The 25,520-nt window shown below is 22.4% G+C and carries 21 protein-coding genes; 10 read left to right on the forward strand and 11 right to left on the reverse strand.

Annotation, left to right across the window (positions count from 1 at the left end; translation table 11 throughout):
* Positions 1 to 53: 53 nt before the first annotated feature.
* A complete protein-coding gene (rplY, locus tag AB4W60_RS00595; RefSeq protein ID WP_343188742.1) occupies positions 54 to 344 on the forward strand; it encodes a 50S ribosomal protein L25 in 291 nt (96 codons plus the stop codon).
* A 3-nt stretch (positions 345 to 347) separates the two neighbouring features.
* On the opposite strand, the gene AB4W60_RS00600 is transcribed toward rplY, so the two are convergent.
* A complete protein-coding gene (locus AB4W60_RS00600) occupies positions 348 to 1,112 on the reverse strand; it encodes a DedA family protein (RefSeq protein ID WP_343188743.1) in 765 nt (254 codons plus the stop codon).
* A 213-nt stretch (positions 1,113 to 1,325) separates the two neighbouring features.
* Here AB4W60_RS00600 and AB4W60_RS00605 point away from each other — a divergent pair, with 213 nt between their 5' ends.
* The 5 genes from AB4W60_RS00605 to AB4W60_RS00625 all read left to right on the forward strand — a co-directional run bounded on the left by AB4W60_RS00605 (position 1,326) and on the right by AB4W60_RS00625 (position 7,640).
* Complete coding sequence (locus AB4W60_RS00605; protein WP_367676217.1) at positions 1,326 to 3,656, forward strand: hypothetical protein; 2,331 nt, start codon at positions 1,326 to 1,328, stop codon at positions 3,654 to 3,656.
* 72 nt (positions 3,657 to 3,728) lie between these two features.
* Positions 3,729 to 4,934: a hypothetical protein gene (locus AB4W60_RS00610; RefSeq protein WP_367676218.1), complete on the forward strand. Its 1,206-nt coding sequence runs from the start codon at positions 3,729 to 3,731 to the stop codon at positions 4,932 to 4,934.
* On the forward strand, positions 4,924 to 5,919 hold the full coding sequence (gene pdxA, locus AB4W60_RS00615; protein WP_367676318.1) for a 4-hydroxythreonine-4-phosphate dehydrogenase PdxA: 996 nt from the start codon (positions 4,924 to 4,926) through the stop codon (positions 5,917 to 5,919). Before AB4W60_RS00610 ends, pdxA begins: the two co-directional genes overlap by 11 nt.
* Positions 5,916 to 6,725, forward strand: coding sequence for a 16S rRNA (adenine(1518)-N(6)/adenine(1519)-N(6))-dimethyltransferase RsmA (gene rsmA, locus AB4W60_RS00620; protein WP_367676219.1), 810 nt, complete (start codon positions 5,916 to 5,918; stop codon positions 6,723 to 6,725). Before pdxA ends, rsmA begins: the two co-directional genes overlap by 4 nt.
* Before the next feature lie 93 nt (positions 6,726 to 6,818).
* Complete coding sequence (locus AB4W60_RS00625) at positions 6,819 to 7,640, forward strand: symmetrical bis(5'-nucleosyl)-tetraphosphatase (RefSeq protein WP_343188747.1); 822 nt, start codon at positions 6,819 to 6,821, stop codon at positions 7,638 to 7,640.
* A gap of 25 nt (positions 7,641 to 7,665) precedes the next feature.
* Here the strand turns inward: AB4W60_RS00625 and AB4W60_RS00630 are convergent, their stop codons facing one another.
* From AB4W60_RS00630 to ribF, 8 genes are all read right to left on the reverse strand, one after another.
* Positions 7,666 to 8,172, reverse strand: a complete 507-nt coding sequence (locus AB4W60_RS00630; protein WP_367676220.1) for a dihydrofolate reductase — start codon at positions 8,170 to 8,172, stop codon at positions 7,666 to 7,668.
* On the reverse strand, positions 8,172 to 11,399 hold the full coding sequence (gene carB, locus AB4W60_RS00635; RefSeq protein ID WP_367676221.1) for a carbamoyl-phosphate synthase large subunit: 3,228 nt from the start codon (positions 11,397 to 11,399) through the stop codon (positions 8,172 to 8,174). Before carB ends, AB4W60_RS00630 begins: the two co-directional genes overlap by 1 nt.
* The gene (gene carA / locus AB4W60_RS00640; protein WP_343188750.1) at positions 11,400 to 12,542 is read right to left on the reverse strand and encodes a glutamine-hydrolyzing carbamoyl-phosphate synthase small subunit; all 1,143 of its coding nucleotides are present in this window, start codon (positions 12,540 to 12,542) and stop codon (positions 11,400 to 11,402) included.
* Positions 12,543 to 12,645: 103 nt separating this feature from the next.
* Positions 12,646 to 13,407 carry a 4-hydroxy-tetrahydrodipicolinate reductase gene (dapB, locus tag AB4W60_RS00645; protein ID WP_367676222.1) on the reverse strand — a complete coding sequence of 254 codons (762 nt, stop codon included), beginning with the start codon at positions 13,405 to 13,407 and terminating at the stop codon, positions 12,646 to 12,648.
* A 24-nt stretch (positions 13,408 to 13,431) separates the two neighbouring features.
* Positions 13,432 to 14,379 carry a 4-hydroxy-3-methylbut-2-enyl diphosphate reductase gene (ispH, locus tag AB4W60_RS00650; RefSeq protein ID WP_343188752.1) on the reverse strand — a complete coding sequence of 316 codons (948 nt, stop codon included), beginning with the start codon at positions 14,377 to 14,379 and terminating at the stop codon, positions 13,432 to 13,434.
* A gap of 2 nt (positions 14,380 to 14,381) precedes the next feature.
* A complete protein-coding gene (gene lspA, locus AB4W60_RS00655; RefSeq protein ID WP_367676223.1) occupies positions 14,382 to 14,855 on the reverse strand; it encodes a signal peptidase II in 474 nt (157 codons plus the stop codon).
* Positions 14,833 to 17,637, reverse strand: coding sequence for an isoleucine--tRNA ligase (gene ileS, locus AB4W60_RS00660; protein WP_367676224.1), 2,805 nt, complete (start codon positions 17,635 to 17,637; stop codon positions 14,833 to 14,835). The genes lspA and ileS overlap by 23 nt, the downstream gene beginning before the upstream one ends.
* 12 nt (positions 17,638 to 17,649) lie before the next feature.
* Positions 17,650 to 18,588 (reverse strand): bifunctional riboflavin kinase/FAD synthetase, encoded by a 939-nt coding sequence (ribF, locus tag AB4W60_RS00665; protein ID WP_367676225.1) that lies wholly within the window; start codon positions 18,586 to 18,588, stop codon positions 17,650 to 17,652.
* Positions 18,589 to 18,693: 105 nt separating this feature from the next.
* Here ribF and rpsT point away from each other — a divergent pair, with 105 nt between their 5' ends.
* A complete protein-coding gene (gene rpsT, locus AB4W60_RS00670; protein WP_343188756.1) occupies positions 18,694 to 18,954 on the forward strand; it encodes a 30S ribosomal protein S20 in 261 nt (86 codons plus the stop codon).
* 110 nt (positions 18,955 to 19,064) lie between these two features.
* Here the strand turns inward: rpsT and dnaJ are convergent, their stop codons facing one another.
* Together dnaJ and dnaK are read right to left on the reverse strand one after the other, a co-directional pair.
* Positions 19,065 to 20,204 carry a molecular chaperone DnaJ gene (gene dnaJ / locus AB4W60_RS00675; RefSeq protein WP_343188757.1) on the reverse strand — a complete coding sequence of 380 codons (1,140 nt, stop codon included), beginning with the start codon at positions 20,202 to 20,204 and terminating at the stop codon, positions 19,065 to 19,067.
* 139 nt (positions 20,205 to 20,343) lie between these two features.
* Entirely contained in the window at positions 20,344 to 22,269 is a 1,926-nt protein-coding gene (gene dnaK / locus AB4W60_RS00680; protein ID WP_367676226.1) for a molecular chaperone DnaK, read from the reverse strand.
* Between the two features lie 295 nt (positions 22,270 to 22,564).
* Here dnaK and ndhC point away from each other — a divergent pair, with 295 nt between their 5' ends.
* The 3 genes from ndhC (at position 22,565) to nuoC (ending at position 25,520) form a co-directional block, all read left to right on the forward strand.
* A complete protein-coding gene (gene ndhC / locus AB4W60_RS00685; RefSeq protein WP_367676227.1) occupies positions 22,565 to 22,963 on the forward strand; it encodes an NADH-quinone oxidoreductase subunit A in 399 nt (132 codons plus the stop codon).
* Between the two features lie 23 nt (positions 22,964 to 22,986).
* Complete coding sequence (locus AB4W60_RS00690) at positions 22,987 to 23,661, forward strand: NADH-quinone oxidoreductase subunit B (protein WP_367676228.1); 675 nt, start codon at positions 22,987 to 22,989, stop codon at positions 23,659 to 23,661.
* A gap of 77 nt (positions 23,662 to 23,738) precedes the next feature.
* Positions 23,739 to 25,520, forward strand: coding sequence for an NADH-quinone oxidoreductase subunit C/D (gene nuoC, locus AB4W60_RS00695; protein ID WP_367676229.1), 1,782 nt, complete (start codon positions 23,739 to 23,741; stop codon positions 25,518 to 25,520).

The following is a 25,520-nucleotide window of genomic DNA, read 5'->3' on the forward strand; positions in this document are numbered from 1 at the left end:
TAATCATGTTATATTAAAAATAAATATTTTATTCATATAAGAGATATAAAATAATGATTTCTTTTATCGCTGAACAACGTATTAAAATTGGTACTAGATATAGTCGTAATTTGCGTAGATTAAATAAGTTACCAGCTATAATTTATGGTGATAATCAAAAAAAATCCATCCCAATATTTATAAATAATAATGATATTAAAAATATTCAATTTGAATCTAATTTTTATAATAATAAAATATCAATTAAATTAGATGATTATATTTATATTGTAAAAATTCATGCTGTACAAAAACATGCATTTAAACTTCAACTAATACATATAGATTTTTTAATTTGCTCATGATTTTTAAATTAAAATATTATATAAAATTTTTCCAAAAATTAACATTTGTGGATTAGATTTTATATTTATAATTCCGATTATAGATAATATGATGCTTATTGGAGTTATACATCTTAAAATATTTAATAATATAGATAATTTTTTGTTTTTTGTATCTTTTTCTATTTTCCACCATTTCCATGTTAACCATATGCTTAACCAAGAAATAATAATCACAATTATTAGAGTCCATTTAAACATATAATTTTGTGAATTATAATTTGGTAAATTTACTGTAATAATTGTAAAGATACCTGGCATAAAATATAATGGAGGCCATAAAATACATCCTATGATACTTGGTAAAATAAACCTTTTAATTGGTAGTTTTAACATTCCTGCTATCATAGGTATAACTGGTCTAGTAGGTCCGATAAATCTTCCTGTAATTATAGTTATCATACTATGTTTATGTATTGCATCTATAGTTTTTTTTATTAATATTTCATATTTTTTTAAAAAATTAAATTTTGTAATTCTGGCTTTAAATTTCCATCCTATATAATAAGACATCCAATCTCCAATAAAACATCCTATTGTAGATGCTGTCCATGCTTGATAGAAACTTATATTACCATTTCCAATTAATGTTCCTAAACCAGCCATCATAATTATACCTGGTATTAATAATCCTACTATAGCTAGTGATTCTAAGAAAGATACAATTATTATTGTAAATATCGAGTAAAATAGTGATTTTTTTGCTATGTATAATAACCAATATTCCATATATTTATTCTACTTTTTAAAATTAATATTAAAATTAGTTTTTGTATTAAAATTATTTTTTACTTAATAAATTTATATGTTTTGTTTTTTATATTTTTAAAAATATTAAAATTTATTAAATATATATAAATAATTTATTTTGTGAAATAATATTAATACATTAAATATTATAAAAATTATTATTTATAATAATTTTTTAAAAATTTTTATATAATGAAAAAAAATATAATTATTTTTATTATTATTAATATATTATTAATAGTAATAAGTAAAGATCTTTTTGCTGAAATTATTAAACAGGGAGATTTATTAAAAATTTCTACTGATTTTTTTGCTAACATAGATAAAAAATCTAATTTACCATTATTGACTATAAAATCAAATTTTTTAAGAATGTTAGATAAATATCATATAATTTTTTATCCAAAAGTTTATATAAGATATAAAGATATTTTAATTTTATCTGATAAAGCTTATTTAATTAAAACACATAAGTTTTATAATAAAAAGTTGTTTAATTTATTAAATATTCCATATTTGTTTTATTATAAAGATAATCAAATAATTTTTCATGGTGAGAAAGGAATAATAGATTTATTTAATCAATATGTAAAAGTTTATTATGCAAATTATAAGATTATTGATACTAATTTAATAGGAAGTGCTAAAAATATTTTTTTAAATAGAAATAATAAAAATATTATTATTGATGATGGCTTTATTACTTTTTATAATTATAAAAATATTTTTCGTATTTTTGGTACTAAGATAATCAAGTATGGCGATAAATCTTTTATTGATATTTTTAATGCTAAATTTTATATAAATAATTTTCTTGTATTTTATATTCCTTATTTAAAGATACATATAAATAAAAATAATAAAAAAATAAATATTCCTTATATAAGTTATTTTAAAAAAAATATTATAAAACAAATAGATTTTATTTATTTTTTAGATCAAATTAAAAATATAAAATTATATAGTGCTTCTAATTATTTATTTGGTAGAGGTTTGGATTTAAAAAATAAATTAAATTATTTCAATTCATTAAATAACTTATCTTTAGAGATAAATCATTTAATTTCTAAAAAACAGAAAATATATTATACTAATTTCAATAATATCAAGTTAAATTTAAATTATTTAAATATTTATTTTAATCATTGGAATTATAATTTTTACTTAAATTATTTAGGTTCTCCTATAAATATATTTTCTAAAAATATTAAATATATAAAATTTAATCAAAGTTATTTAATACAGAAAATGCATATATTTTATGTCAATAAAAATCTTACAATGAACTTGTCTTTTTTAAATAATGATTTTTTTTATACTAAAAATTTTAATAATTTATATCAGTTTTTTCCTAAATTTAGTTTATTTTATTACAGTAATTTTTTAGGTCCTTTTCATCTTAATTTATATTTTCGATTAACAAAGTTTAAAAATATTAATTTTAGTCAATTTTATAATGAACATTTATATTTTAATTCAAAAATTAAATTCAATATTTTAAATTATGTGTATGGTTATTTAAATGGTTTTATATCTAATGGATTATTTTTTTATCATACAAAAAATTTATATCATCACAATAACTATTTACTTACTAAAAATTTTCATATAATTCCATTATTCAATTTGAATGGTAAAATAATATTTTATAAAAATATTCCTTTTTATAAAAATGATAATCAGTATATAGAAATTTCAGGTACATATATTTATTTACCTTTAATTATTAAAAATTTTTTCAACTCTTATCATAATTTTTTTTTAAAACACAATGATAGTTTATTAAAAAATTTTAGTTTTTCAAACTTTAAAAGAATTATTTTTAATCATCAGTTTTTATCTATTTTGAATTATAAATTGTCTAATAATTATATTGATTTTTTATCTTTTTCTATTGGAAAATTGTATTATTTATCATTTTTAAACCAAAACATCAATTTATATCAAAATATATTTTTTAAATCAGTATTGTTTAGTAATATTAAAATTAAACTTTACAAATCTATTATATTGGAAAATGAGATAAATTATAATTTATTTTTAGATGAAGTTTTTCAGGATAATTTTTATTTAGATTATTTTTTTAGAAATAATAAATTTATAAAATTAAAATATAGATTTATAAATCAGGAATATGCAAAAATGCTTTTTATTTATAATAATAAAAATATTTTTTTTAAAAAAAGTTATAAAAAAAACTTTAATAATAAAGATATATCTTATTTTTGTTTTTTCTCTAACTGGAAAATTAATAACCATTTATTATTAAAGACTAAATCTAGTTATGATATTTTTAAATTTAAGTTTATTGATAATTTAATTAGTATTGAGTATAATTCTGATTTTTATATAATTAAATTGAATTTTATTAGACATATAACTAAATTATCAAAGCAAAATAATTTTAGATATGATAATAAATTATCTTTTAATGTAAATTTAGTAAAATTAAATAGAAATAATTTGTTAAATTTAATAAATTTTTTTAAAAATCAATTAAATATTTATACAATATTTAAATAATTGTTTGTAACATACATGTTAATCAAAATATTATTTTTTATAGTAATTTTATTTTTTTTCAATATAAATTTATTGTCTATTCAATTTAAAGATAGAGTTATTGCTATAGTTAATAATGAAGCTATATTACAAAGTGAATTAAATGAATCGATATATTATGCCAAAAAACATTTAATTTATTTAAATAAAAAACAATATAATAAAATACAATTAAGAAATATTGTTATTAAAAATTTAATTACCGAGCATATTATTTTACAAATATATCAAAAAATTAAATTAAATTTTTTATTTTATAAATTAAATTATTTGCTATATTTTATGAAACAAATTTATGATTTTAACAATGCAAAATTAAATAATTATATATTTTATAATAAAAATTTTTTAAAATGTTACATTTTATATAATGTATTAAATTATCAAATAATTAAAGATATAGAAATATCTAATCAAGATTTTTTAAATTTTGTAGATAAAAATTATAAAAATAATATTAAAGATATTGAAGTAAATTTTAAGTATATTTTAATACCTATTTCTAATAATATAACAAATCAAGAACTAGATTTAAAAATTAAATTAGCCAAAGATATAATATATAGTATTAACCATAAATTAAATTTTAGTATTAAATATTCAAAAATTAATAATATTAATTACTATATAAAAAATAATTCCAAAAAATGGGAATCAATAAAAAATATTCCTATACTTTTTTCGAGAGAATTTGATAACGTTAAATCCCAATTAGCTATAGGGCCAATTAAATCAGTTAATGAATTGTATATTTTGAAGATAGATGGTATTAGATTTTCTAAAAAAATATATTTTTTTAGTGAAATTAATGTAAATTATTTAAAACATAAATTATCTATTTTTAACAATAAAGATTATTTAAATATTTTAAATATAAGACATATTATATTAAAGAATAAAAAATATAGTTTTTTATATAATTTTACTGATCAAGATGAATTTTATAACATAAATAAAAAATATTTAACTGTTTATAATTTTAACTTATGTAATAGTTTTTTTAAAAACAAAATTATTAGATTAAATAAAAACGAATTAAGTTACCCTTTTAGATATAAAAACTATTTGTATTTAATTAATTTTTTAAATTTTAGACATGTAAATGTTAATAACTTTTTTTATTTACATAATAACTATAATTATTTATTAAATCAAAAATTTAATATACAATTAATTAAATGGTTGAACAAACAATATAAAAATTCTTATATTAAAATATTACTAAATGATTATGAATAATAAACGTATTATAATAACTTTAGGAGAACCAGCAGGTATAGGTCCTGATATTATTGTGATGTTATCCCAAAGATCTTGGCCTTTAGAATTAGTTGTATGTGCAGATCCTGCTTTGTTATTTTTTAAAGCAAAAAAATTAGGAATTAAATTAAATCTTATAGAATATAATTCAGAGTCCATACCTATTCCTCAAAAGAACAGCACTTTAAATATTATTCCAGTAAAAATGTTAGGTAAGTTTATTCCAGGTAAATTATGTGAATATAATAGTGAATATGTAATAAACACTATTAAAGAAGCTACTAATAGATGTATGAACAAAGAATTTTCCGCTCTTGTTACAGGTCCTGTTCACAAAGGTATTATTAATAAAGCAGGTATTAAATTTACAGGTCATACAGATTTTTTAGCAAAAATTACAAAATCATATAAAACTATTATGTTGATTGTTCATGATGATTTTAAGATTGCTTTTGCAACTAATCATATACCTATAAATAAAGTTTCTAAATATATTACTTATAGTTATTTATATAATACAATATTAATTATTAATAAAGATTTACAAAATAAATTTAATATTCTTAATCCTCGTATATTAGTTTGTGGTTTAAATCCTCATGCTGGAGAAGATGGTTACTTAGGTAATGAAGAATTAAAAGTAATTATTCCTGTTATAAAAAAATTATCAAGTGATGGTTTAAGAGTATTAGGTCCTATTTCTGCTGATTCAGTATTTCAATCAAAATATTTGAATAATGCAGATGTAATTCTTGTTATGTATCATGATCAAGGTTTACCTGTTGTTAAATATAATAATATAGGAAATTCTGTCAATGTAACACTTGGCTTACCTTTTATTAGAACTTCTGTAGATCATGGAACTGCATTGAATTTAATTAATAGTAATAATAATGAAATTAAAGTTAATAGTTTTGTTAAAGCTATTAATTTGGCTTTTGATATGAGCTGTAATATTATATGAATAAATTTAAATATAAATATCATAATATTAAAAAAAAATTAGGTCAGCATTTTATTAGAAATAGAATTATTATTAATCAAATTATTGATGTCATACAACCTAAATTAGAAGATCAAATGATAGAAATTGGTCCAGGTTTAGGATCATTAACAGAACCTCTTTGTAAAATATTAAAAAAATTAATAGTAATTGAAATTGATGATGATTTGTCTGATTATTTAAATAATGTTTATTATAAAAAAAAATTAATAATTTATATACAAGATGTTTTAGATTTTAATTTTTCTACAATTTTTACAAATAAATTAATTAGAATATTTGGAAACATTCCTTATAACATTTCTACAAATTTAATTTTTCATATACTTGATTTTATTGATATAATATATGATATACATTTTATGTTACAGAAAGAATTATTTGAACGTTTAGTAGCATTACCAGGTAGTAAAAAATACGGAATGCTAAGTGTAATATTTCAGTATTATTTTGATATTAAAGCTATGATATATGTTTCTGCTAAAGATTTTTTTCCTATTCCTAAAATAGATTCTGTTTTTACTAGGTTTATTCCTCATAAATCTCCGTTAATAAATGTTTCTTGTTTTAATACATTAAGAAAAGTTTTATTTTTATCATTTAATAATAGAAGAAAAATTTTGAAAAATAGTTTAAAATCAATATTTTCTGAAACAGAACTTTTAAAATTAGGTATATCTGCGACATTAAGGGCAGAAAATATCACTATTGCTCAATATTGTATTTTATCTAATTTTCTTTTCCATAAAAATAATTTTAAAATTTAATAATAATTAATTTTTTAGTGGTATTTTACTTTTTATTATTATAAAATATTTATAATAATTAAATTATTATATAATTTTTAAAAATATCTTTGTATGAGTACATATATAGTAGGAGATATTCATGGTTGTTACAAAGAATTAAGGTTATTATTAAATAAAGCTAATTTTAATTTTCAAAAAGATTACTTGTGGATTACTGGAGATTTAGTTTTTAAAGGACCTGATTCTTTAAAAGTATTAAAATATATTTATTCTTTTAAAAATAAAGTTAGAATAGTTTTAGGTAACCATGATATAAATTTAATATCTATGTATTTTAATATTTATAATAAAAATAATTGTACAAATGAGTTATTATATAATCTATTGAATTATTCGGATCATAGAATATTAATAGATTGGTTAAGGTTTCAACCTTTGTTACAGGTAGATCATAATTTGAAGATAGTTATGTCTCATGCTGGAATTTTTCCAAAATGGAGTTTAATTGACGTTCAATTTTATGCTAATGAAGTAGAAAAAATATTAAGAAGTAAACACTTTAAATATTTTCTTAAAAGACTTTGGGGTAATTTTCCTAATAAATGGAATATAAATCTTAAGGGAGTAAAAAGATTTAGATTTATTGTCAATTCTCTTACTAGAATGAGATATTGTTTTTCTAATTTTTATTTAGATATGCAATATAAATCATTTCCTTGTAATTTTAGTTCTTATTTAAAACCCTGGTTTGATTTTGATAGTAAGATAACCAAAAATAATTATATTATTTTTTTTGGTCACTGGTCATCTTTAAAAGGACATTGTACTCCTCCTAAAGTAATAGCATTAGATACAGGTTGCTGTTGGGGGGGATATTTAACAATGGTAAGAGTTGAAGATTTTACTTATTTTTATCAACCTAGAATATTATAAATAACTTATTTTTAATAAAAAATAGTTATATTCTTTCAATAATTTCAAAACTATAATCATAAATATTAATTTTATCTGCTTTATAATTTTCTATAAATGTTCTTTTCCATTTTTTTTTATTATAGTATGGAAAATATGTATCTCCTCCTAAAATTATTGTTTTTATATGTGTTAAATACATTTTTGTAACATATTTAATTGTTTTTTTATATATCTTACCACCACCTATAATCATAATTTCTTTTTCTTTATTATAAAATTTATTATTTTGAGCTTTTTTTATAGCTTTATGTATAGAATTTGTAAAAAATATGTTTTTTTTATTTTCTTTTTTTGTATTACTTATAACTATATTAAATCTTTTTTCTAATGGTTTTTCATTTATAGACTTCCATGTGTTATATCCCATAATTATATTTTTATAAATTGTATGTTTTTTAAACCATTTTAAATCACCTGGAATATTCCAGGGTAATTTGTTTTTAATTCCTAAGGTTAATTTTTTATCTATTGCAGCAATAATACTTAACATTATATTTTTATCTTTTTGTGAATTTCTTGTATAGCATAAATTTTATTAGATTTTATATATTTTAAAGCTTTAATAGTAGCAAATGCTCCATTTAATGTTGTATCATAATGTACTTTATATTTTAAAGCAGAACTACAAATTAATTTTGAATTTTTAATTTCTTGATTATTAGATATTGTATGTAAAATATATACATATTCTCCATTTTTTAATAAATCATGAATATTAGGTCTTCCTTCATCTATTTCATTAATAACTCTTGTTTTTATTCCTGATTTTTTTAAAATTAAAGCTGTATCTAATGTTGCATCTATTTTAAAACCTAATTTTTTTATTTTTATAGCTAATTTAGAAATTTGTTTTTGATCATTTTTTTGTACTGATAATAATACTCTTCCTGATGTTTTAATTTTTATTTGAGAACCCAATATTGTTTTTGCAAAAGCTTCTGAAAAAGTTTTTCCTATACCCATTACTTCACCTGTTGATCTCATTTCTGGTCCTAATATTGGATCTACTCCATGAAATTTATTGAATGGTAATACTACTTCTTTTACAGAATAATAATTCAAATTAATTTCATTATTCAAATTTTGTTTTTTTAATGTTGTTCCAATCATGACTCTTGCTGCTACTTTTGCTAAAGAAATTCCTGTAGCTTTTGATACAAAAGGTATAGTACGTGCTGCTCTTGGATTTACTTCTATTAAGTAAATTTCTTTATTTTTAATTGCAAATTGTGCATTCATTAATCCTTTAACAGATAATCTTAATGCTATTTTTTTTACTTGTTTTTTAATCTTTGTTTGTATGTTATCATTTAAAGAGTAAGCTGGTAATGAGCATGCTGAATCTCCAGAATGTATTCCTGCTGGTTCAATATGCTGCATAATTCCTCCAATTAAAACTTGTTTACCATCAGAAATTGCATCCACGTCTACTTCTATTGCTTTATCTAAAAACTTATCTAAAAATATTTGTTTTTTACTTAATGAATTTGTAAAATTTTTAAAATAATCTATTAGATCTTTATTATTATAAGCAATTTTCATCTCTCTACCACCTAAAACATAAGATGGTCTTATCATTATAGGATATTTTATTTTTTCTGCTATTTTTAATGCTTGTTTTATATTTTCTACTGTAGCATTATCTGGTTGTTTTAATTTTAGTTCTTTTACTATTTTTTGAAAACTATCACGATTTTCTGCAAGATCTATAGAATCTGGACTTGTTCCTATTATAGGAACTCCTTCTTTTTTAAGACTTTTAGCTAATTTTAAAGGAGTTTGTCCTCCATATTGAACAATAACGCCTGTTGGTTTTTCTATTCTAACTATTTCTAATATGTCTTCTAATGTTACAGGTTCAAAATATAAACGATCAGAAATATCATAATCTGTTGATACTGTTTCGGGATTACAATTGATAATTATTGTTTCAAAACCATCTTTTTTTAATGCTATTGCTGCATGAACACAACAATAATCAAATTCTATCCCTTGTCCTATTCTATTAGGACCTCCTCCCAAAATTATTATTTTTTTCTTGTTATTATTTGGTTTAGACTCACACTCTTCTTCCCAAGAAGAGTACATATATGCTGTATTAGTACTAAATTCTGCAGCACATGTATCAACTCTTTTATATACTGGGTGTAATTTATAATTATATCTAATTTTTCTGATTTCTTTTTCTGTTTTTTGTGTTAATTCAGCTATTCTTGCATCAGAAAAACCCATTTTTTTTATTTTTAGTAGAAATTTATATTCTATTTTATTTTTTCCTAAATTAATTATTTCTTCTTCTATTTTTATAATTTTTTTAATTTGAGTTAAAAACCATTTATCAATACATGTTAATGAAAATATATTATCCATGCATAATCCAAATCTAAATGCTTCTGCTATATACCATAAACGATCATAACCAGCAGATTTTAACTCATGTTTAATTTTTTTTATTGCTTCTTTATAACTTAAATTTTTAATTTTAGGATTAAATCCTGAAGATCCTATTTCTAATCCTCTTATAGCTTTTTGTATTGCTTCAGGAAAAGTTCTTCCTATAGACATTACTTCTCCTACAGATTTCATTTGTGTTGTCAATCTATCATTGCATCCTATAAATTTTTCAAAATTAAATCTTGGAATTTTTACTACTATATAATCAATAGTTGGTTCAAATGATGCTGTTATTTTATTATTTGTGATATCATTTGTTAGTTCATCCAAAGTATATCCTACTGCTAATTTTGCAGCTATTTTAGCTATAGGAAATCCTGTTGCTTTAGAAGCTAACGCAGATGATCTAGAAACTCTAGGATTCATTTCAATTACAATAATTCTTCCATTTACGGGGTTAATTGCAAATTGTACGTTTGATCCTCCAGTTTCTACTCCAATTTCTTTTATTACTTTCATAGAAGCTGATCTCATTATCTGATATTCTTTATCAGTTAATGTTTGAGATGGAGCTACTGTTATAGAATCTCCTGTATGTATTCCCATAGGATCTATATTTTCAATAGAACAAATTACTATGCAGTTATCATTTTTATCTCTTACTAATTCCATTTCATATTCTTTCCAGCCAATTAAAGACTCATCTATTAAAAGTTCTTTATTTGGAGATAAGTCTAATCCTTGTTCGCAAATTTCTTTAAATTCTTCATAATTATATGCTATACCTCCGCCGCTACCTCCCATTGTAAATGAAGGTCTTATAATACAAGGAAAACCTATTGATTTTGCTATTTTAATTGATTTTTGCATATTGTTAGCAATGCCACATTTTGCAGTTTCTAAACCAATTTTTTTCATTGATTTTTCAAATAATTTTCTATTTTCTGCTTTATTAATAGCATCAATTGTTGCTCCTATCATTTTAACTTTATATTTTTTTAAAATTCCTTTGTTTTCTAATTCAAGAGCGCAATTTAAAGCTATTTGTCCTCCCATAGTTGGAAGTAAAGCATCCGGTTTTTCTTTTTTTATAATATTTGATATTATTTCGAATGTGATTGGTTCTATATAAGTTACATCCGCCATATCTGGATCGGTCATAATAGTTGCAGGATTAGAATTTACAAGTATTATTTTATATCCCTCATTTTTTAAAGCTTTGCATGCTTGAGCTCCGGAATAATCAAATTCGCATGCTTGCCCTATAATTATTGGTCCTGCACCAATAATTAAAATTGATTTTATATCATTACGTTTTGGCATCTATTTCTCAAATTTTAGTTTTTTATTTATGTTTTTAGTTTTATAATTTTTCATTAATTTAATAAAATAATCAAATAAAAATATTGCGTCATTTGGTCCGGGGCTAGCTTCAGGATGACCTTGAAATCCAAATGCTGGTTTATCTTTTCTGTGTATTCCTTGTATACTTCCATCAAATAATGATTTATGTGTTATTTCTATATTTTTTGGTATATTTATGTCTTCTACAGTAAAACTATGATTTTGTGATGTAATTATCACTTTATTATTTTTTACATCAATTACTGGATGATTTCCTCCATGATGACCAAATTTCATTTTTTTAGTTTTAGCTCCACTAGCTAAAGCTAATAATTGATGTCCTAAACATATTCCAAAAATAGGTATTTCATATTCTAGTAATTTTTTAATTGTATTGATTATATAAGTGCATGGTTTAGGATCCCCAGGTCCGTTAGATAAAAAAATACCATCAGGAATTAAATTTATTATTTTTTCAGCTGAAGTTTTAGCTGGTGTAATTATTAAATTACAGCCTTTTTTCTCTAAAATTTTTAAAATATTTTTTTTTATTCCATAATCACATACTATAACTTTAAAATTTTCTTTTTTATTTAATTCTATATTTTTATTCCATTGATATATTTTGTTAGTAGTTACTTCTTTAACTAAATCTTTACCTTTTATTCCTTTAAAATTTTTAGCTTTTTCGTATGCTAATATTGTTTCAGGTTTATCACCTGCTATAATACAACCATTTTTTGTGCCTTTATCTCTCAATAATCTAGTCAATTTTCTTGTATCTATATCTGAAATTGCTAAAATTTTATTTGCTATTAAATAATCTTTTAAATTCCGAGTACTCCTATAATTACTATCAATATTTGACATATTTCTTATTATTAATCCTCTTGCATATATTTTATTAGATTCTACATCTTCTTCGTTTGTTCCTACATTACCTATGTGAGGATAAGTCAATGTTATAATTTGATGAGAATATGAAGGATCTGTAATAATTTCTTGATAACCTGTCATAGAAGTATTAAAAACAACTTCGCCTACAGTCCATCCTTCTATTCCAACAGATTTACCATAAAATAAAGTTCCGTCTTCTAGAACTAATACAGCGGATGTACTCATAGATTCTCCAAATGAACATTATTTCATTATATTTTTTGTTTTTAATTTATTGATTTTAACTTTGTAAATAAATTTTTATATTTAAAAATTTTGTATTATTTTATTATGATTTAATCATGTCATTCATGTTAAATAATCCTTTTTGTTTTTTTAATAACCATATAGCTGCTTCTATTGCTCCTTTTGCAAAAATATTTCTGTTATGAGCTTTATGTATAATTTCAATCGTCTCATTATTATCAATAAACATAATTTTATGTTCTCCTATAATATTTCCTGCTCTTATAGAATAACATTTAACTTTATTTTTTTTATGTTTTAAATTTTTTGATATTATTTCTTCCATGGATAGAGCTGTACCTGAAGGTGAATCAATTTTACTTTTATGATGAGATTCTATAATTTGTATATCTATATTAGGATTAGAATTTTTTGAAACTTGTTTTAATAAATTCATAACAATATTTATTCCAATACTAAAATTAGAAGCGTAAAATATTCCTATTTCTTTTGAATATTTTTTTATTGTTTTTTTTTCTTCTAATTTTAGTCCTGTTGTTCCTATTACTATTTTTTTATTGTATTTTTTACATAATTTTAAATGATTCATAGTACATTCAGGAGTACTAAACTCTATTAAAACGTCAAAATTATTTATTTCTTTTTCTATTGAATCAGTTACATTGATTTCTGTGTTTTTAGCATTATCAATTTTATTGATATCAATTTTTGTATCTTTAGATTTTTTTTTAACTATAGCTGTGCTTAGTATTATGTCATTTCTATTTATTATTTCTTTTGAAATTATTTTACCCATTTTTCCTAATGCTCCAGATACTGCAATTCTAATATTTTTTTTACTCATATAATTAATCCTTTTAATATCATATTAAATTGTTAAATTTACTAAATCTATTTTTTTTGGAATTTTAAATGAAATTTCTTCTTTTTTTCCATATATTTCTTTAATATCTTTAATTCCGAAAGTGAGTAATTTTTTAATAACTTGATTTACTAAAATTTCTGGAGTAGATGCTCCTGATGTTATTCCTATTTTTTTTATATTTTTAAACCATGATTTTTTTACATCTTTTTCATTATCAACTAATTTTACATTATTACCTAAATTATGTACTATCTCAGCAAGTCTATTTGCATTAGAGGAATTTCTTGATCCTATAACTATTACTATATCTGTTTTTTTTGATAAAATTTTTACAGCTTTTTGTCTGTTAGTTGTTGCATAACATATATCGTTTTTATTAGAGTTTTTTATTTCTGGGTATTTTTTTTTTAGTTTTTTAACTATATAATTTGTATTTTCTACTGATAACGTTGTTTGTGTAACAAATTTTAAATTTTGTTCATTTTTTACTTTTAATTTTTTTATATCTTTTGTTGTTTGTATCAAATAAATTCCAGCATTATTATTTGTGTATTGTCCCATAGTTCCTATAACTTCTGGATGTCCACTATGTCCTATTAATATGACTTCTTTTCCTTTTTTACTTGCCTGAATTACTTTAGAGTGAATTTTTAAGACTAGAGGACACGTTGCATCAAATATCTTTAGATTTTTTATTTTTGCTTCTTTTTTGTCTTTTTTTGAAACTCCATGAGCTGAAAATATTATTATTTCTCCTTGCGGTACATTTGATATTTTTTCTACAAAGATTACTCCTTTCTGTTTTAGTTTATTTACTATAAATTTATTATGTACAATTTCATGTTTAATATATATTTTTTTTTTGTATTTATTAATTAATTTATTAACTATATCAATTGCTCTTATTACTCCTGCACATAACCCTCTAGGATTAGCTAATATTATTTGCATAGTTATTTAAATTCTCTTTCTTTTTTTAAAAGCAAATTAATAATTTTTATTATAGTACCCGTAAAAATAAATAAATCTGCTAAATTAAATATAGGAATATGTAACTGATATATGTGCAAATCTATAAAATCAATTATAAATCCATGAATTATTCTATCTAATATATTTCCTATAATTCCTCCAACAATTATTGAAAAACATATATCAAAAATAAAAATTATTTTAATTGTTTTAATAAATATTATTAAATAAAATACCAAAAAAAATATATAATAAAAATTATTTTTATAATTTAATAATCCTAAAGATATTCCATAATTATGTAAATATTTTATATTAATAAACTTATTAATATAAAATATTTGATTTTGGTGAAAATTATTGAATATAATGTTTTTAACTATATAATCTATAGTAGAAATACTTACTATAATTAATATATAATATATATTTTTATATAAACTGACGATTTTCACCTTTACCTTTTATATTATCTATACATCTATTGCATACATTAATATACTCTTGGTTTTTATTGTTTTGTTTTATATAATGCCAACATCTCTTACATTTAAAACCATTAATTTTTGATAGTACAACTTTAATTTCATTTATATTTTTATTTTTTTCTTCATGTTTTGTAGAATATTTTTCTATTTTTACATCAGATGTTAATAAAAAAAATTTAATTTCTGTTTTTATTTCATTTAATACTTTTTGTATATTTTTGTCTGTATATAGTATTATTTCTGATTCTAAAGAGTTTTTAATTACTTTTTTTAATTTAGCTTTTTCTATTATTTTATTAACCTCTTGTCTAACAGACATTAGTTTATCCCAATATTCATTATTAAATACTTCTTTTTTATTTAATTTGAAAAGACCTTTAAACCATTCTTCTGCTAACATATAGTTTTTATCTTTTCCTGGTATAAAATTCCATATTTCTTCAGCTGTAAAAGATAGTATTGGAGCTATCCATCTTACTAGAGATTGAATAATATAATATAAAGTTGTTTGACAGCTTTTTCTGCCTATGCTATTTTTTTGTAGTGTGTATTGTCTATCTTTAATAATATCAAGATATATTGAACCCATATCTATGCTACAAAATTTTATTATATATTTAATAACTTTATTAAAATTATATTCTGAATATGATTTAATTATTTTTTTTTGAACATAATATGTTTTATCAATGATCCATTTATCGAATTTTACCATATTATCTGGCAATATAATATCTTTATCTGGATTAAAATCATATAGATTAGCTAGTATAAATCTAGAAGTATTTCTAATTCTTCTGTAGTTATCTTCTATTCTTTTGATTATTTCATTAGATATTGTCATTTCAGTTGTATAATTATTTGATGCAACCCATAGTCTTAAAATATCTGCACCTGAATTACTTATTATATCTTCTGGATTAATAGTATTTCCCTCTGATTTAGACATTTTTCTTCCTTTTTTATCTACTACAAATCCATGTCCTATTACTTTTTTATATGGGGGATTGTTATATATTGCTGTTGAGATCATTAATGAAGACATAAACCATCCCCTGTACTGATCTAATCCTTCTATATATATATCACTAATATATTTATTATTGTTTTTTTTAGTTAAATGATTTATTGATCCTGAATCAAACCATACATCTAGTACATCTTTAATTTTAATATAATTTTTATATTTTTTACCTAGTAATTTTTTTATATCTATGTTCCACCATGCTGAAATTCCTTCTTTTTCAACATTATTAGCTACTTTTTCCATAATTTTTATAGTTTCAGGGTGTAATATTCCTGTATCTTTATGAATAAATAATGGCATAGGAACTCCCCATGTTCTTTGTCTAGAAATACACCAATCTGGACGATTATTAATCATAAATTCCATTCTTTCTTTTCCCCATGAAGGCATCCATTTAACATTTTTTATTCCTTGTAGTGATTTTTTTCTTAATTCTTTTTTTTCCATACTAATAAACCACTGCGTTGTAGATCTAAAAATAGTAGGTATTTTATGTCTCCAGCAATGAGGATAACTATGTATAATTTTATTATTACTTAGTAATTTTTTCTTTTCATTTATTAATTGAATAATAATTTTGTCAGCTTTTAGTACATTTATTTTATTTAGTAAACAATTGGTTTTATTTGTATAATTACCTTCATTATCTACTATATTTATTGGTTTTATCTTATATTTTTTACTAATGATATAATCTTCTAAACCATGATCTGGTGCGGTGTGTACAGCACCTGATCCTGAATTTATGTTTACATGATTACCAAGAATTACAGGTATTTCTCTTTTTATAAATGGGTGTAAAAGTATTATATGTTCTAAATTACTTCCTTTTATGTTATCTATTATTTTCCAATTATTTATATTAATTCTTTTTATAGTTTTTTTTAATAAATCTTCCGCAATTATTAAAATTTTATCTTCATATTTGATTAAAATATAATTCAATTGTGGATTTAATGCGACAGCCTGACTAGCTGGTAATGTCCATGGTGTGGTTGTCCATACTATAATATAAATATTTTTTTCTATATTTTTTTTATTTATAATTTTTTCAATATTTTGATTATTTTTTAATTTAAACAATACATCAATTGCATAAGATTTTTTATCACAGTATTCTACTTCAGCTTCAGCTAGTGATGAATTACATTCAACACACCAATTTACCGGTCTATATCCTTTTTGTAAATGTCCATTTTTAATAATTTTTGAAAGTGATCTTATTATATTTGCTTCTGTTTTAAAATCCATTGTTAAATATGATTTATTCCATTCAGCTAATACACCTAATCTTATAAATTCTTTTTTTTGAGATTCTACTTGTTCTTTAGCATATTTTCTGCATTCTTTAATAAATTCTATTTTTGAAATTTTAACTTTATTTTTTTTTATTTTTTTTTCTACTTTATGTTCTACTGGTAATCCATGACAATCCCAGCATGGTATAAATGGAGCATCGAAACCAGACATTCCTTTAGATTTTATTATTATATCTTTTAAAATTTTATTTACTGCATGACCTATATGTATTCTACCGTTTGCATATGGAGGACCATCTTGTAAGAAAAATTTTTTCTTTCCTTTTTTTATATTTCTAATTTTTTCATATAAATTCTCTTTTTTCCATTGTTTTAAAATTAATTTTTCTTTTTTAATTAATTGAGCTTTCATAGAAAATTCAGTTTTAGGTAAATTAAGTGTATTCTTGTAGTTTTTTTCCATATTTATTATTTCTTATTTTTTTGTGTTTTTTGAAAAATATAGTTTAGCTATTTCAATATCTTTGCTAATTTGTTTTTTTAGATTTTTTATAGAATCGAAGCTTTTTTCTGATCTTATTTTTTGATAAAATATTACTTTTATATATTTTCCATATACATCATGTGTTGTATTTATAAAATGTACCTCTAATGTATAATTTTTGTTTTTAAATGTAGGTTTTCTTCCAATATTTGCTACGCCATTAATTTTTAAATTATTTAAAATTTTAACTTTTACTATAAATACTCCTTCAATTGGAAAAATATTTTGTTTAAATTCGATATTAGCAGTAGGAAATCCTATTTTTCTTCCTATTTTATTACCCTGTATTACTTTACCAGATAAATAAAAATTATAACCTAATAATTTTTTTGCTAATTTAAAATTATTTTCTTTTAGTGCTTTTCTGATAATAGTACTACTAACTTTTAGTCCTTGTATATAATAATTTTTAATAATTATGATATTAAAATTATATATTTCTCCATATTTTTTTAATGTTAAATAATTACCTTGAGCTTTATATCCAAAACGAAAATCTTTTCCAATATATATATACTTGATATTAAATTTTTTTACTAATATTTTTGTTATAAATTTTTCTGGTTTTATTTTTGAAAAATTTTTATCGAATTTTATACATAAAACTTTATCTACTTTTAATTTATATAAGTGATTTATTTTGTTTTTTTTAGAATTTATTCTAATTATAGATTTTTCTTTCATAAAAAATTCTATAGGATGAGGTTCAAAAATTATTATTATTAACGAATAGTTATTTTGTATTTTTTTTTTATACGCTTCTAAAATTAATTTTTGGTGACCTAAATGTACCCCATCAAAATTACCAATTATTATTATTGATTTTTTTGTTTCTTTTTTTATATCTTTAAAATTTTGTATAATTTTCATATATTTTAAAAAAATTTATTTAAACCATATAGTTTTATATAATTAATTAATATATATTGCAATTCTACAGTTTTAGTTTCTATTAAAATATATAGGAGATAATAATTGGCTAATATTAAATCTGCAAAAAAATATGCAATAATATCTAAGAAAAGAAGAGAAAGTAATATTAGTAAAAAATCTATGATTAAAACATTTATTAAAAAAGTACATAAAGCTATTTTGATTAAAAATAAAAAAGATGCTTTATTATTTTTTAATCAATTACAGGCTATTTTGGATCGTTATGCTTCGAGAGGGATTATACACCGAAATAAAGCTTCTAGAAATAAATCAAAGTTAATGGTTTGTATTAATAAATTATAATTATATACACTTAATTATTTTTTAATTGATCTATTTTGTTATTTAGTATATTTGCATTAAATTTTTTATTGCTTCCTATTTTATAGGAAGCAATAAAATATTTATTTTATCTATTTTGTTAAGTCATCAAAAAATTTTTTTACTCCATCAAAAAATCTTTTAGATTTTGGACTATTTTTGTTTCCTTTTAATCCATTAAAACTATTTCCAAGTTCTTTCATAATATTTTTTTGTTTTATATTCAAGTTTACTGGAGTTTCTACTATTACTTTACATAATAAATCACCATAAGTTCCACGTCTAATTGATTTTACTCCTTTATTTCTAATTCTAAATAATTTTCCTGTTTGTGTTTCTTTTGGTATTTTTAGTTTTATTTTATTATCTAATGTAGGTACTTCTACTTCTCCTCCCAGAGCAGCCATTGCAAAATTTATTGGAATTTCACAAAACAAATTGTTTTTTTCTCTTTGAAAAATTGGGTGTTGTTTAACTTGAATTTGAATATATAAATCTCCTTTAGGAGCACCATATTCACCAGCCTCACCTTCATTAACTAAACGTATTTTATCACCCGTATCTATTCCTGGAGGAATTTTTATTGATAAAGTTTTATATTTTTCTTTTCTTCCATGTCCATTACATGAAATACATGGTTCTTTTATAAAAGATCCTTTACCATTACATGAAGGACATGATTGTTGTACTGTAAAAAAACCTTTTCTTAAATGAATTTGTCCATTACCATTACATGTACTACATTTTTGTATTTTAGTTCCTGGTTTTAGTCCTTTTCCTAAACATGTATCACATGTTTGTAAAATAGGTATTCTTATTTTCTTATTTACTCCTTTGACAGCTTCTTCTAGCGTTAATTCAATATTATATTTTAAATCAGATCCTTGTGATGCTTGTTTTTTACTATTATTTCCAAAAATATCACCAAAAACATCACCAAAAATATCACTAAAATCTGCTGTGCTAGTAAAAGTACTACTAAATCCTCCATTATTCATATTACCTTGTTCAAAAGCAGAGTGTCCATATTGGTCATATGCTTCTCTTTTTTGATGATTACTTAATATTTCGTAAGCTTCTTTTATTTCTTTAAATTTTAATTCAGCATTTTTATCTCCCTGATTTCTATCTGGATGATATTTCATTGCTAAACGTTTATATGCTTTTTTTATTTCACGTTCTTTAGCTGATTTTGAAATTCCTAAAATGTTGTAATAATCTTTTTTTGTCATACTTACTTTCCTGCTATTTACATAAATACACGGGCCTGGATTTTACATCCACGCCCGTTTTTAATTTTAATTTTTATAATAATTTGTATATAATTTTAAAAATATGATTTTTATATTTTTATACAATATTTTTTCTATTTTATTTTTTAGGATCTTTAACTTCTTCAAATTCAGCATCTACAACATCATCTTCTTTTTTAATAGATGAATTATTTTCTGATTTACTTTTATTTTCTGTTTCTTGTTTCGAGTTTTGATTATTTATATTAACTAATTTAGCAGATTCTTTTAATAATGTTTGTATATTATTTTCAATATCTGTTTTGTTTTCTCCTTTCAAAGAATTTTCTAAATTATTTATAGCTATTTCAATTTTTTCTTTTTCAGTATCTGATATTTTAGATATATTTTCTTTTATATTTTTTTTAGTGCTATGTATTATTTGGTCAGCTTGATTACGTATTTTAATTAATTCCTCAAATTTTTTATCTGATTCTATGTTAGCTTCTGCTTCACTAACCATTTTTTTTATTTCTTCTTCAGTTAATCCAGAAGTTGCTTTGATTGTAATTTTTTGTTCTTTTCCTGTATTTTTGTCTTTAGCAGACACATGTAAAATTCCATCTGCATCTATATCAAATGTTACTTCTATTTGAGGTATACCTCTAGGTGCTGGTTGAATTCCATCTAAATTAAATTGTCCTAATGATTTATTATCTAATGCTCTTTTTCTTTCACCTTGCAATACATGTATTGTTACAGCAGATTGATTATCTTCAGCTGTAGAAAATACTTGACTATGTTTTGTAGGAATAGTTGTATTTTTCCCTATTAGAGAAGTCATAACTCCTCCCATTGTTTCTATTCCTAATGACAAAGGTGTTACATCAAGTAGAAGTACATCTTTTACTTCTCCTGATAACACTCCTCCTTGAACTGCAGCACCAACTGCAACAGCTTCATCTGGATTTACATCTTTTCTTGGTTCTTTTCCAAAAAATTCAGCTACTTTTGATTGTACTAGAGGCATTCTTGTTTGTCCGCCTACAAGTATTATGTCATTAATATCTTTTACTGATAGGTTTGCATCTTTTAATGCTGTCTTTAATGGCTCAATTGATCTAATTATTAAATCTTCTACCAAAGATTCTAGTTTAGAACGTGTTACCTTTATATTTAAATGTTTTGGTCCTGTTGCATCAGCTGTTATATAAGGTAGATTTACATCTGTTTGTTTAGCAGATGATAGTTCTATTTTTGCTTTTTCGGCTGATTCTTTTAAACGTTGCATTGCTAATGGATCATTTATTAAATTTACTCCTTGTTCTTTTTTAAATTCTGATACTAAATATTTAATTAATCTACTATCAAAATCTTCGCCTCCTAAGTGAGTATCACCATTTGTAGATAAAACTTCGAAAGTTTTTTCTTTATCAACTTCATCTATTTCAATAATTGATATATCAAAAGTTCCTCCACCTAAATCATATACTGCGATTGTGCGATTGCCTTCTCCTTTATCTAAACCATAAGCTAAAGCTGCTGCAGTTGGTTCATTTATTATGCGTTTTATTTCCATTCCTGCTATTTTTCCTGCGTCCTTTGTAGCTTGTCTTTGTGTATCATTAAAATAAGCAGGAACAGTTATAACAGCTGCAGTTACTTTTTCTCCTAAATAATCTTCAGCAGTTTTTTTCATTTTTTTTAAAACTTCTGCTGATATTTGAGGTGGAGCTATTTTTTGTTTTTTTATTTTTATCCAAGCATCTCCGTTATTAGATTTTATAATTTTGTAAGGCATGATTTTTATATCACGCTGAACTTCTTCTTCTTCAAATTTTCTTCCTATTAATCTTTTAATAGCAAATAGTGTGTTTTTGGGATTAGTAACTGCTTGACGTTTTGCTGGTTGTCCTACTAAAATTTCTTCTTCTTGAGTATATGCAATAACTGAGGGTGTTGTTCGATCTCCTTCAGAATTTTCTAATACTCGTGCTTTATTGCCGTCCATAATAGCAACACAAGAGTTTGTTGTTCCCAAGTCAATACCAATAATTTTACCCATTATTTAATTTCTCCTCTAAAATTTTTGATTAATTGGGTTTTTAACTTTTATGCGCCCATTTTTTTGGCTTTTAATTAACTGAATATATTTCATATAGTATAGTTATTATTTTTAATTTTTATTATTTAAATAAGACTTAATACCCATTAAATGGGGTCTTTTTGTATTTGATCAAGGGTTTAGACCAAAAAAAATATATTTGTTATTACTTTTATATATTGTTATTTTTTATTTTATATTGCTATTATATAAATTATGCTATAATTTAAATTAAATTAAAAATAAATAAATAACAATGTATATTATAAATACAGATGAACTGTTAAATTTTTTTATATTTTTTTTATTTTCTCTTAGTTTTTGTTTTTTAATGTTGCTAGCAGGTTATTTTTTAGGAGGAAAATCTTATTCCAGATATAAAAATGTTCCGTTTGAATCTGGAATTTCTTCATTTGGTAGTAGTAAAATTCGTTTTGCTGTTAAATTTTATTTAATTGCAATGTTTTTTATAATTTTTGATATAGAAACTATGTATTTATATGTTTGGGCAGTATCTGTAAAAGAAATTGGTATTTTTGGATTTTTTGAGGTTTGTTTTTTTGTCTTTGTTATTTTAATTAGCTTACTATATCTAGTAAAAAATCAAGCACTCAATTGGACTCCTACTTCCAATAGTGAATCATTAACTGAATAATAAACATAATTAATAGATATTATATGAAATATACTTTAACTCCAATAAAAAAAAAATATATATCAGGTAAAACTAGTAGTAAAAGTAGTAATAATAGTGAAAAAAATTTTGTTAAAACAGAATCAGCTAAAAATGTGTATTTTGGCAGCTTAAAAAAAGCTATAAATAGTATAGTTAATTGGGGTAGAAAAAACTCTTTATGGCCTTATAATTTTGGTTTATCTTGTTGTTATGTTGAAATGGTAACCGCTTTTACTTCTTTTCATGATGTATCTAGATTTGGGTCTGAAGTATTAAGGGCATCGCCTAGACAAGCAGATTTTATGGTTATTGCAGGTACTCCTTTTATCAAAATGGCTCCTGTAATCAAGCGTTTATATGATCAAATGCTAGAACCTAAATGGGTCATTTCTATGGGTGCTTGTGCTAATTCAGGAGGAATGTATGATATATATTCAGTTGTGCAGGGTGTAGATAAATTTTTACCGGTAGATGTATATATTCCAGGATGTCCTCCTCGTCCTGAATCTTATTTACAAGCTCTTATGTTATTACAAAAATCTATATCACATGAAAAAAGACCTTTATCTTGGTTATTAGATAATAATGTCTATAAAAAAAATATAACATCTGAAAGAAAAATAAGACATAAAAATAGAATTAAAGTAAAATATCTGCGTAATCAAGATAAAGTATAATTATTTTTTATCTTATATAATTCATATTATTTTAATTAATTTAATAATAATCTAATTTTTTGTAAAATAAAACTACTATGAAATTTGACTCTCAAGATTTAAATAGTGAGGAATTAGATAATTCCATATTATATGATTTGTTTGATAAATTTAGTAAAAATAGTTTTACAGTTCAAAATTCTATTGTTGGTTTTCCTATAGTTTGGATTAGCCTTCATAATTTACAAAATATTATAAAATTTTTGTGTAACATTATAGAAAAACCATATAATATGCTTTTTGATTTACATGGAGTTGATGAACGTTTACGTGTTTATCGTGATAACCTACCTCCGGCTGATTTTTCAGTTTTTTATCATCTTATTTCCTTAGAACGCAACACTGATATTTTAATTAAAGTTCCTTTGTTAGAAAAAAATTTAAAAATATCTTCTATATCTAATATTTTTCCTAATGCTAATTGGTATGAAAGAGAAACTTGGGAGATGTTTGGAATAATTTTTTTAAATCATCCTAATTTAACTAGAATTATTATGCCTAAAACATGGGTAGGTTATCCTTTACGTAAAGATTATCCTGCTCGTGCAACAGATTCAAATTTATTTACTCTAACAAAAAAACAAGAAGATTCTGATATGGAATCTTTAACTTTTAAACCTGAAGATTGGGGTATGAACATTCAGAATAAATATTCTGATTATATGTTTTTAAATTTAGGTCCAAATCATCCTTCTTCTCATGGTGCTTTTCGTATTATATTACAATTAGATGGTGAAGAGATAATAGATTGTGTTCCAGACATAGGTTACCATCACAGAGGTGCTGAAAAAATGGCTGAACGTCAGTCATGGCATAGTTTTATTCCTTATACAGATCGTATAGAATATCTTGGTGGATGTGTTAATGAAATGCCTTATATATTAGCAATTGAAAAATTAGCTAATATTAAAGTTTCTGATAGAGTTAAAGTTATAAGAGTAATGATGTCAGAATTGTTTCGTATTAATAGTCATTTACTATACATTTCAACATTTATTCAAGATGTAGGAGCTATGACACCTGTTTTTTTAGCATTTACAGATCGCCAAAAAATTTATGATGTTATAGAGTCTATCACTGGAGCAAGAATGCATCCTGCTTGGTTTAGAATTGGAGGACTAGCTAGTGATTTACCCATAGGTTGGGATATTTTACTACAAGAATTAATTGATTGGATTCCTAAGCGTTTAAATAAGTATATACAGACTTCTTTGAAGAATACCATATTAATTAATAGATCTAAGGGAGTAGCAGCATATTCTAAAAAGGAAGCTATATCTTGGGGTGTAACTGGTTCTGGTTTAAGAGCTACTGGTGTAAATTTTGATGTTCGTAAAATTAGGCCTTATTCTGGATATGAAAACTTTGATTTTGAAGTACCTATAGGATATGGAATAAGCGATTGTTATTCTAGAGTTATGCTCAAAGTTGAAGAAATTTATCAAAGTTTATCTATATTAAAACAATGTTTACTTAATATGCCCTCTGGTCCATTTAAATCAGATCATCCTTTAACTACACCGCCTCCTAAAGATTATACTTTACAAAATATAGAAACAATGATTCATCATTTTTTACAAGTATCATGGGGGCCTATATTACCAGTAAATGAAAGTTTTCAAATGATAGAAGCTACTAAAGGTGTTAATAGTTACTATTTATTCAGTGATGGTAATACTTATAGTTATCGTACTCGTATTCGTACTCCTAGTTTTCCTCATTTACAACAAATTCCTTCAGTAATCAGAGGAAGTTTGTTGTCTGATCTTATTGTATATCTTGGCAGTATTGATTTTGTTATGTCTGATGTGGATCGATAA

It is taken from the genome of Buchnera aphidicola (Neophyllaphis podocarpi), assembly GCF_964059055.1.
In the GTDB taxonomy this organism is placed as follows: Bacteria; Pseudomonadota; Gammaproteobacteria; order Enterobacterales; family Enterobacteriaceae; genus Buchnera_M; species Buchnera_M aphidicola_A.

Coding starts and splice junctions, on each gene's coding strand:
- AB4W60_RS00625 (WP_343188747.1), top strand. CDS start 6,819: ATGAGTACATATATAGTAGGAGATATTCATGGTTGTTACAAAGAATTA.
- AB4W60_RS00690 (WP_367676228.1), top strand. CDS start 22,987: ATGAAATATACTTTAACTCCAATAAAAAAAAAATATATATCAGGTAAA.
- ispH (WP_343188752.1), bottom strand. CDS start 14,379: ATGCAAATAATATTAGCTAATCCTAGAGGGTTATGTGCAGGAGTAATA.
- dnaJ (WP_343188757.1), bottom strand. CDS start 20,204: ATGACAAAAAAAGATTATTACAACATTTTAGGAATTTCAAAATCAGCT.
- AB4W60_RS00605 (WP_367676217.1), top strand. CDS start 1,326: ATGAAAAAAAATATAATTATTTTTATTATTATTAATATATTATTAATA.
- rplY (WP_343188742.1), top strand. CDS start 54: ATGATTTCTTTTATCGCTGAACAACGTATTAAAATTGGTACTAGATAT.
- dnaK (WP_367676226.1), bottom strand. CDS start 22,269: ATGGGTAAAATTATTGGTATTGACTTGGGAACAACAAACTCTTGTGTT.
- ndhC (WP_367676227.1), top strand. CDS start 22,565: ATGTATATTATAAATACAGATGAACTGTTAAATTTTTTTATATTTTTT.
- nuoC (WP_367676229.1), top strand. CDS start 23,739: ATGAAATTTGACTCTCAAGATTTAAATAGTGAGGAATTAGATAATTCC.
- rsmA (WP_367676219.1), top strand. CDS start 5,916: ATGAATAAATTTAAATATAAATATCATAATATTAAAAAAAAATTAGGT.
- AB4W60_RS00630 (WP_367676220.1), bottom strand. CDS start 8,172: ATGTTAAGTATTATTGCTGCAATAGATAAAAAATTAACCTTAGGAATT.
- ribF (WP_367676225.1), bottom strand. CDS start 18,588: ATGAAAATTATACAAAATTTTAAAGATATAAAAAAAGAAACAAAAAAA.
- carB (WP_367676221.1), bottom strand. CDS start 11,399: ATGCCAAAACGTAATGATATAAAATCAATTTTAATTATTGGTGCAGGA.
- AB4W60_RS00600 (WP_343188743.1), bottom strand. CDS start 1,112: ATGGAATATTGGTTATTATACATAGCAAAAAAATCACTATTTTACTCG.
- ileS (WP_367676224.1), bottom strand. CDS start 17,637: ATGGAAAAAAACTACAAGAATACACTTAATTTACCTAAAACTGAATTT.
- dapB (WP_367676222.1), bottom strand. CDS start 13,407: ATGAGTAAAAAAAATATTAGAATTGCAGTATCTGGAGCATTAGGAAAA.
- carA (WP_343188750.1), bottom strand. CDS start 12,542: ATGAGTACATCCGCTGTATTAGTTCTAGAAGACGGAACTTTATTTTAT.